This window comes from Acinetobacter sp. 1294596 (genome assembly GCF_000582925.1).
Classification (GTDB): Bacteria; Pseudomonadota; Gammaproteobacteria; order Pseudomonadales; family Moraxellaceae; genus Acinetobacter; species Acinetobacter radioresistens.
Genome location: NZ_JFCC01000097.1, coordinates 1 through 1425 on the forward strand (window position 1 = coordinate 1; position 1425 = coordinate 1425).

Here is a 1425-nt window from a genome sequence, read left to right on the forward strand (position 1 = left end):
ACTAGATATGTGTAAGTCAACACTTATACAAAAGCTACTGGTATATCCATAGAATAAAACTCAGGCGATAAAGGAGATAAAAAATTAAATACTCATAACAATTAAAAGGTCCTATATAAAAGCATAAGGCGGCTACATACTTTCATATATATTGGCGAGAGAGAAATGTAAAACTATGACAAAAATCAGCTGTAAAAAGCTATTTCCTAATGACTATTAGCTATAATTAAGTAAGAAATTAAGAAAATAGTTTTTTAATAATAAGGAAACGGTCACTACTCACTAAATTGATTGCTACTTTATTTTGAGTTGAAAGAAATCTGGTTAAGAGCTATTTAAGGTGAGTTAGATTTAAAAGTTTAAAATTACTTTTTAGTTTAAAAAATAGACACTCGTTAAGAGGGTGATGAAATAGGGGTTGCAAGGTTTTAAAAACTGTATAGAATACGCTGCATCCCGACGCGATTAAGACAAAGATCTTCACTAAAGGGTGAAGGTAGTGGTTCTTATTTGCGTTAATTCTGTCTCTGACGAAGAGCAGAAAGATCATTAAGAGAATATGAAGAACAACTTGTGTGGATTTTTACTGGTTGATCGATCGAAATAATTTTCATTGATTGAATGGTAGAAATTTCTCGAAGTTTATTTGAGTAAATTTTTAGTCAGAAGATTAATGAGCCAGAATTGGTACCTTGTCTATAAATAAGGTACAAATGATTTTAACTGAAGAGTTTGATCATGGCTCAGATTGAACGCTGGCGGCAGGCTTAACACATGCAAGTCGAGCGGATGAAAGTAGCTTGCTACTGGATTCAGCGGCGGACGGGTGAGTAATGCTTAGGAATCTGCCTATTAGTGGGGGACAACGTTCCGAAAGGAGCGCTAATACCGCATACGTCCTACGGGAGAAAGCAGGGGACCTTCGGGCCTTGCGCTAATAGATGAGCCTAAGTCGGATTAGCTAGTTGGTAGGGTAAAGGCCTACCAAGGCGACGATCTGTAGCGGGTCTGAGAGGATGATTCGCCACACTGGGACTGAGACACGGCCCAGACTCCTACGGGAGGCAGCAGTGGGGAATATTGGACAATGGGGGGAACCCTGATCCAGCCATGCCGCGTGTGTGAAGAAGGCCTTTTGGTTGTAAAGCACTTTAAGCGAGGAGGAGGCTACCTAGATTAATACTTTAGGATAGTGGACGTTACTCGCAGAATAAGCACCGGCTAACTCTGTGCCAGCAGCCGCGGTAATACAGAGGGTGCGAGCGTTAATCGGATTTACTGGGCGTAAAGCGTGCGTAGGCGGCCAATTAAGTCAAATGTGAAATCCCCGAGCTTAACTTGGGAATTGCATTCGATACTGGTTGGCTAGAGTATGGGAGAGGATGGTAGAATTCCAGGTGTAGCGGTGAAATGCGTAGAGATCTG

Annotated in this window: 1 rRNA gene; it reads left to right on the forward strand. The window is 41.1% G+C overall.

The features are described 5' to 3' along the window. Window positions 1–720 precede the first annotated feature (720 nt). A 16S ribosomal RNA gene (locus J502_RS15965) occupies window positions 721–1425 on the forward strand; the annotation flags it as partial.